Origin of the sequence: Roseibacillus ishigakijimensis (genome assembly GCF_016595415.1) — a bacterium.
GTDB classification, from domain to species: domain Bacteria; phylum Verrucomicrobiota; class Verrucomicrobiia; order Verrucomicrobiales; family Akkermansiaceae; genus Roseibacillus; species Roseibacillus ishigakijimensis.
Map to the genome: position 1 here is coordinate 68,244 of NZ_JAENIO010000017.1, position 6,890 is coordinate 75,133.

6 protein-coding genes are annotated in these 6,890 nt (G+C 57.8%); 1 reads left to right on the top strand and 5 read right to left on the bottom strand.

All coding sequences use genetic code 11. The features are described 5' to 3' along the window. Window positions 1-31 precede the first annotated feature (31 nt). The 4 genes from JIN78_RS08460 to cmoB form a co-directional block, all read right to left on the bottom strand. Window positions 32-1,078: a glucose-6-phosphate dehydrogenase assembly protein OpcA gene (locus JIN78_RS08460; protein WP_200391523.1), complete on the bottom strand. Its 1,047-nt coding sequence runs from the start codon at window positions 1,076-1,078 to the stop codon at window positions 32-34. A 3-nt stretch (window positions 1,079-1,081) separates the two neighbouring features. After that, entirely contained in the window at window positions 1,082-2,611 is a 1,530-nt protein-coding gene (zwf, locus tag JIN78_RS08465) for a glucose-6-phosphate dehydrogenase (RefSeq protein ID WP_200391524.1), read from the bottom strand. A 123-nt stretch (window positions 2,612-2,734) separates the two neighbouring features. Beyond that, on the bottom strand, window positions 2,735-3,139 hold the full coding sequence (locus JIN78_RS08470) for a DM13 domain-containing protein (RefSeq protein ID WP_200391525.1): 405 nt from the start codon (window positions 3,137-3,139) through the stop codon (window positions 2,735-2,737). Window positions 3,140-3,187: 48 nt separating this feature from the next. Then, complete coding sequence (gene cmoB, locus JIN78_RS08475; RefSeq protein ID WP_345778145.1) at window positions 3,188-4,156, bottom strand: tRNA 5-methoxyuridine(34)/uridine 5-oxyacetic acid(34) synthase CmoB; 969 nt, start codon at window positions 4,154-4,156, stop codon at window positions 3,188-3,190. Window positions 4,157-4,288: 132 nt separating this feature from the next. On the opposite strand from cmoB, the gene JIN78_RS08480 reads away from it, so the two are divergent. Next, window positions 4,289-5,401, top strand: a complete 1,113-nt coding sequence (locus JIN78_RS08480) for a CNNM domain-containing protein (RefSeq protein WP_200391527.1) — start codon at window positions 4,289-4,291, stop codon at window positions 5,399-5,401. Window positions 5,402-5,456: 55 nt separating this feature from the next. Here JIN78_RS08480 and JIN78_RS08485 read toward each other — a convergent pair whose 3' ends face one another. After that, window positions 5,457-6,098, bottom strand: a complete 642-nt coding sequence (locus JIN78_RS08485; protein ID WP_200391528.1) for an NADase-type glycan-binding domain-containing protein — start codon at window positions 6,096-6,098, stop codon at window positions 5,457-5,459. Between the last annotated feature and the right edge of the window lie 792 nt (window positions 6,099-6,890).

Here is a 6,890-nt window from a genome sequence, read left to right on the forward strand (position 1 = left end):
CCGGAGCCGCCGTTTTTTCTTCAGTCAGCGGTCATTCTTCCAGCCCCAGCATTTCGAAGAAGAGGGGCCAGATTTTGCGAAAGAGGGAATTTTTTCCCCCTCGCGAGAGTTGCTCCGCGACGAGGTCCACCTTGTCGTCCGGATCCGCAGGAGCGGCTTGGCGCACGATGTGGCCAGGGGCATTGAGCTCCAGTTCCAAATGAGGATCTCCCGCTTTGCGGCGCACTTCCACCGTCGCCGTGCCATCGGTGAGCAATACTTGGGAAAGAGGCGCCCCCTGGTCGGCGAACTCCAACTCAATGGTAACCTTTTCGCCATTTGAGCGCAGAAAAACAAAGCGCTCCTCGCTCTGGCTCTCCAGCACCCACTTGGCTTGCGTTCCCAGCCAGGCAATCATCATCCAAGCACTGGCCCAGTGCGCGCGCTGAGCGGCGATGCGCACGGTATGAATGCCATCCAGAAGCTCAAGCGCCCTAGGATCATCGAAGAGCCCCGCCAGGCCCAGGCGGAAATGATAAGTGCGGGTCCAGGCCAAATCCTGCACGGCCATCTGACAGCGGGAGTCTTCCACCGCCTGATGCAACTTGCGAAAACCGGCGGCCACATCGGACCACTCCGAGGTGTCCACGATCAGACGGGAAACCAGCCGGTAGAGGCGCTCTTCGAAGAGATCAGACAGCTCTCCCTGCCACCAGAAAACGAGCGGCAAATCACTATTAAGATTGGAAAAAAGCGTGTTGCGCATGCGGCCGACGGCTTTGCCCTTGAGGCGAAAGGCCAATTGTTCGCAGCACACCGTCTTGCGTCCGTGGGCGAGATGGCAATGGGCTGTTACCCAGGATTCGATCTCGGGCTCGGGTGCTTCCCGTTCCATCTCCACCAGAATGGCCCGGCAGGCATGCTCCCGGGTCAGGGAAACGATGGCCTCGGAGTTCTTCTCCAAGGCTCCCGCTTCTTCAGAGTAAACGGCGAGATTCATCAAGGACGCATTAGTCGCGGCCTCATCCTGCTCCCAAAGCTTTTTCAGCTCCTTGCTGATGGCTCCCACTTCGACGGGTTGTCCCAGTATCGCGCTCATCGCTTACAGTCTCCTCCACTCTCTACCTTCTTTTGACAACATCTCATCGGACTCCTTCGGTCCCCAGCTCCCCGCCGCGAACTCGGCCATCGGCGGCTTGTTGTCGCTCTCGTGCCAAGCCCGCTCGATGTGGTCCACGAAGCGCCAGGCTTCCTCCACCTCGTCGCGCCGGGCAAAGAGAGTGGCGTCTCCGGCCATGGCGTCGAGCAAAAGCCGCTCATAGGCCTCGGGGCTGCTTTTCCCAAAGCTGGAAGAATAATGGAAATCCATCTTCACTGGCTCCATGCGCACCGAGGTGCCGGGCAACTTGGAGTTCATCCGCAGGGAGATGCCCTCGTCGGGCTGGATACGGATGACGAGCACGTTGGCCCCGGGCACTCCACCGGGAACCGCATTGAAAAGCACATTGGGCACGTCTTTGAAGTGAATGGAAATCTCGGTCGATTTCTTGGGCAGACGCTTGCCCACCCGCACGTAGAAGGGAACCCCACTCCAACGCCAGGTATCAATGAGAATGCGCAAGGCGACATAGGCCTCGGTTTCACTCTCGGGATTGACGCGGTCCTCCTCCCGGTAGCCGGGCACTTCCTCGCCATTGATGTAGCCTTTCACGTATTGGGCCCGCACCACGTTCTCGGCCACTTTTTCCGGAGTGTCCCACTGGCGCAAGGAGCGGAAAACTTTCACCTTCTCGTCGCGCACCCCATCGGCGCTCAAGTCGGTAGGCGGCTCCATGGCCACGAGGCTGAGGAGCTGCAGGAGGTGATTCTGCACCATGTCGCGCAACGCTCCAGACTTGTCGTAATACCCCCCGCGTCCCCCTTCCATACCCAGATGCTCGGCGGTCGTGATCTGGATGTGATCCACGTAGCGGGAATTCCACAGAGGCTCGAAGATGGCATTGGCGAAGCGCAGCACCATGATGTTCTGCGCCGTCTCCTTGCCCAGATAGTGGTCGATGCGGTAGGTGTCTTTCTCTTGGAAAGTAGCATTCACCACCTCATTGAGATGCTGGGCCGTGGCGAGGTCGGTTCCAAAGGGCTTTTCCACGATGACCCGGGCCCAGCCATCCTTGGCCTGATTGAGACCGGCGTCGCGCAGATTCTCGAGAATATCGTCGAAGAAGCTGGGTGCACTGGCGATGTAGAAGAGGCGGTTGCCCTTCCCCCCGCGCTCCTCATCAATGGCGTCGAGGCGCTCGGCCAAGCCTTGGTAACCCTCCTCATCGGTGAATTCACTGCAATGATACTCGATGGATTCCGCGAATTTGCTCCAGACCTCATCATCGTGACCATTGCGGGAGACCTCCTTGTTAATTTTCTCCAGGTTTTCCCGGAAAAACTCGTTCGACCAGTCCCGCCGGGCAAAGCCGACAATGCGCACCCCGGGAGGCAGCTCGCCATCGACAGCAAGATTGTAGAGCGCCGGAACCAGCTTGCGATGGGTCAAATCACCCGTCGCCCCAAAAATCACGACAGTGCAGGCATCCGCCCTCAGGCGCGCCACCAGATCTTCTCGAAAAGGATTACTCACGAGCCCTTTCTTTTCATAAATTCTCCTCTGAGCAAAACCCAAAAAAGAAAATCCGAGACACCCTAACGACAAATTTCATTCATTGACCATCAAGCGGCCCATGAATCGAAAATGACAAGTCTCTTACAGTTTACCCACCCCCCACAGCTTGGAATACTTTTCGCAGTGGATGAGGACGGTTTTGTAGCGGGATAAATCGACATCCTTGGGCAAGACGTAGCTCTGATCTCCGATGGAGGATTTCAGCTTGGCCACATACAGGGCCCCATTGGTGGCATTGCGCGAGGTCAACTGGTCGGCCGGCTTGGTCGAGAGAAAGATTTTCAAATCCGGAGCCGTGGCAGTCTTGAAATCCTTCAAGGCAATCACTCTCTGCCCTCCTTGCAGACCAATGCTCCAGGTGCCACTGATCGAATTGGCCTTCTTGATCCACGTGCCCGATTGAGCCGCCGCAGTGATGGCTCCGAAAAAGAGAACCAGCAGGGTCACGATCAGGGATTGAGGCAGGGCGAGCAGAGGCTTCTTCATTGTTGGACGATTCTAAGACGGGACTACGGGAAAATCTATTCTCATTTTTCACCGCACCGCTCGCAGGGTCGCCCGCAGAGGGCCGGGGTAACCTTCCCGGGTTCGCCGGGAATCCTCGGGATCCAAAAAATCCGGCAAGGATTGGAAGCGCATCCATTCGGTCGACCGTTGTTCCTCCACGGTCGTGGCAGTGAGGTCCACCACCTCAATCTCCCGCAAGCCCACGCGTGCCATCATCCGCGCAAGCAGGGGCGCACTGGGCAGAAACCAGACATTGCGCATCTGGGCATAGCGCCCCTGGGGCAGAAGAACGGTGCTCTCATCGCCCTCGACGACCAAAGTTTCCAGAACCAGCTCTCCCTCTGGACGCAGGGTGTCGCGCAAAGCCTCCAGATGCTCGACGGGGGACTTGCGGTGATAGAGAACTCCCATGGAAAAAGTGGTGTCGAAGCAGGCCAGTCGTGCAGGCACCTCCTCGATGCCCAGAGGAAGCACTGCCGCAGGCACTTTCGCCCCGGCAAAGTGACGACCGGCCAGAAACTGGCAGCCAAACAAGATCGAGGGATCGATCCCCAGGGCCAACCGCGCTCCCTCCCCCAACATCCGCCAGAGGTGATAGCCATTGCCACAGCCGACATCGAGAATGCGCCGTCCCGCCAAGGGCGCGATCCCTTCCCGCACCCGCTGCCATTTCCAATCCGATCGCCACTCCGTATCGACAAATTGTTCCCCGAACCAGAAGGGCCCTTTCCGCCAAGGAGAAAGTTTCATTAATACCTCCTTCAGCTCCTCGGCACGCCCCCCGGTGAGAAAATGCAGTTCTTCCCCCCGGACCTCGTAACCGGAACCAGTAAAGGCTGCCAACTCGGCCAGAGCCGCCTGCCAGCGGGGCAAATCACCATGCCCTTCCCCACTGTATTGCCGCCGCACCCTGGCCCGCAGCTCCTTGCCCCACTCACCCTGCCCCATCGCTTCCAATTCCCGCCACACGCCGGCAAAATCAGGCCCCCCGTTCATCATCACTTTCCATTAAGCGGATTTCCCGCCCCCCACAAGAGCCTTTCCTCCCCAATCTTTCCCAAGAAAAATCGGTCATATCGGGATGATTTTCCTTTCGTTTGCGGCTGGCTGTCGTTTCTTGCCATCGTCATGGATGTCGCCCTTCTCGTTGTCTATCTCCTCATCGCTCTCCTCTTTTCCTTTCTTTGCTCAATCTTTGAGGCCGTCCTGCTCAGCATCCGACGTCCCTACATCGAGACCCAACGCGTCGATCGCCCCCGTAATGCCGCCCTCTGGACCGAGCACCTCACCGACATCAACCGCCCCCTCTCCGCCATCCTCATTCTAAACACCGTAGCCCACACCGTGGGCGCTGCCGGAGTCGGAGCCCAAGCCATCAAGGTCTTTGGCGAAGCCCCGCTCACCACCGGACTCATCTCCGCCATCCTCACCATTCTCATCCTCGTCCTCTCCGAGATCATTCCCAAAACCCTGGGCGCGGTTTACTGGAAACAACTGGCGGGCACGGTGGGCATCCTCCTGCGCTGGCTCACCCTCACCATGACCCCTATCATCTGGGTGACCGAAAAGATCACCAGCGGGATGTCCCATGGCGAGAAAAAGGGTGCCTACAGCCGGGCAGAGTTCATCGCCATGGCCAATATCGGGGAGCAAGAAGGCGCTATCGAGAAAACGGAAGGCCGCATCGTCAAAAACCTTTTTGGCCTGCGCAACACCGCCGTCAGCCACGCCGCCACCCCCAGCACGGTCGTTTTCGCTCTCCCCGGGAACTGCACCGTGGCAGAATTTGCGGAAAAACACGCCGACCGGCCTTTCTCGCGCATTCCCATCTATGGAGAAAGCATCGACGACCTGGAAGGCTTCGTCTTGCAGGTGGAAATCCTCCAAGCCCACGGACAAGGGGAAAGTGAAGCACCCCTGCGCCAGTTTGCCCGCCCCCTTCACACGGTCTCCAATGAGCAATCTCTGGCCGAGCTCTTCGATACCATGATTGCCGAGCGCATCCACATCGCGGCTACCATCGATCCCTTTGGCGCCCTTTCCGGCATCATCACCCTCGAAGACGTCATCGAGACTCTCCTCGGAATGGAAATCGTCGACGAAGTGGACGACATCGAAGACATGCAACAAATGGCACGCGATCTGTGGAAAAAACGTGCGGCCAAGATGGGATTGAAAGTGGAAGAGGCCACCTCCCCCGCCCCATCCGAACCCCTCCCCGCCCCTCCCTCCTCTGTCTGAAACCGTTCGCGAAAAGCCCCCCCATGCTCCGTTTCCACCAAAGAGCGGTGAGCTTTCAGTGCACGCCGAACCCACTGAAGTAGAAATCGGCAAGGGCAGTATCCTCATAGGCATCCCCCGGATACACCTCAACAATCTCGAAGGCCACCTCATGAATGCGTCCTGGTGACAAGACCATCTTCGGAAGGTCTATCCAGCGCGGTTCTGGCGTATCCTCAATCTCAATTGTTCCAAAATCCTTGCCATCAAATAGAATTCTGAGGGCCTTGACTCGCCCGTTGGCTCTCCAGAGCTGCTCAGATTGCGCGAAACCGTTGATTAGGGATACGCTGTCGATTCCGAACTCATAGTCGTCAACTTGAGGAACCTCTTCTCGTTCCGTCAAATCGAATGCAAAGATCAGCTTCTCTCCAATACCAGCTCCTTCGGCCCCTTCGACCCAAACGGTTCCCTTTCTCGAATCGTGGGCATTATCTGGAGAATATGAGTCGTTGCCATCGTGAAAGGTTGACGTCGCAGAGACCCTAATGGGCGGTGCTCCACAATACCAGCTACACCCGAGCGGATTGCCATGATCATCCTGATAAGCCGAAAACCGCGATCCGTGCGGGTCGGCCCTCGCTGACTTGGGTTCTGTGTGGCTACAAGCGCAAGAGAAGAACAGCGAGAAGCCTTGAGTGATGCGGACAAGAGGCATATTTCTTTCAGGAGCACATATCTTGGATCTTCGCTCTGACCAAGCTTCCTTGGTCGCAGAGCGGCATGTGCCGGATTTACGAGACCTTTCCAGCCTTAAGAGATCCGTTGACTCCGTCACCAAGCAACCAGACTCACTGCAACCAACGGGGCGTTGACGCTACTCCCAAGAGCTGATTGTCGGTAGGGAGACCTCGCCGAGGCCCCCGCAGATCGCCCTCCATCCGTTCGGGCAACCCTAAGCGTCAGCCACCCTTCCAACCCCTCCGCCTTCTCATCCCTCCGTCATCAAACTTTTCCGCTGGAGTCTCTCCGCCACCCACGCCAGGGACGACCTCCACGAAGTTCTGCATGTTCTGAATCAAAGGCTCTCCGCCAAAATTGCATGACGGATTGGTGGCGGCGCCTGCCTTCAAGGTTAGCGAGGTCCTGTCGCCCGAACCCCCGATGGCCCCGTCCTCAATCACCGCTCTGGAACATCTCTCCAAGGGGGACACCCACGCTCCCTTCCCGAGTCCCCAAGGAGGCCACACCCTGAAGTAGCGCCGACGCCCCGCCCCCCCAGGACCTCGCCCGCAGCCGCCAATTCTCAAACCAGCTCCCCACCACCAGGAATTGCTCCTTCTGCCTCTGGCTCAACCCTCTGGAAGCTTCCAGATCCGCTCTCCAATTGTCTTTCGGGTTCATCTTTGAATAGCAAGTCATAAGAACACTGTGCGCGCAAGAAAAATGAACTTCGGATAATCGTAAGATATCCCCGATCCAAAATTTATGGATCGCTCAAGCAATCGAT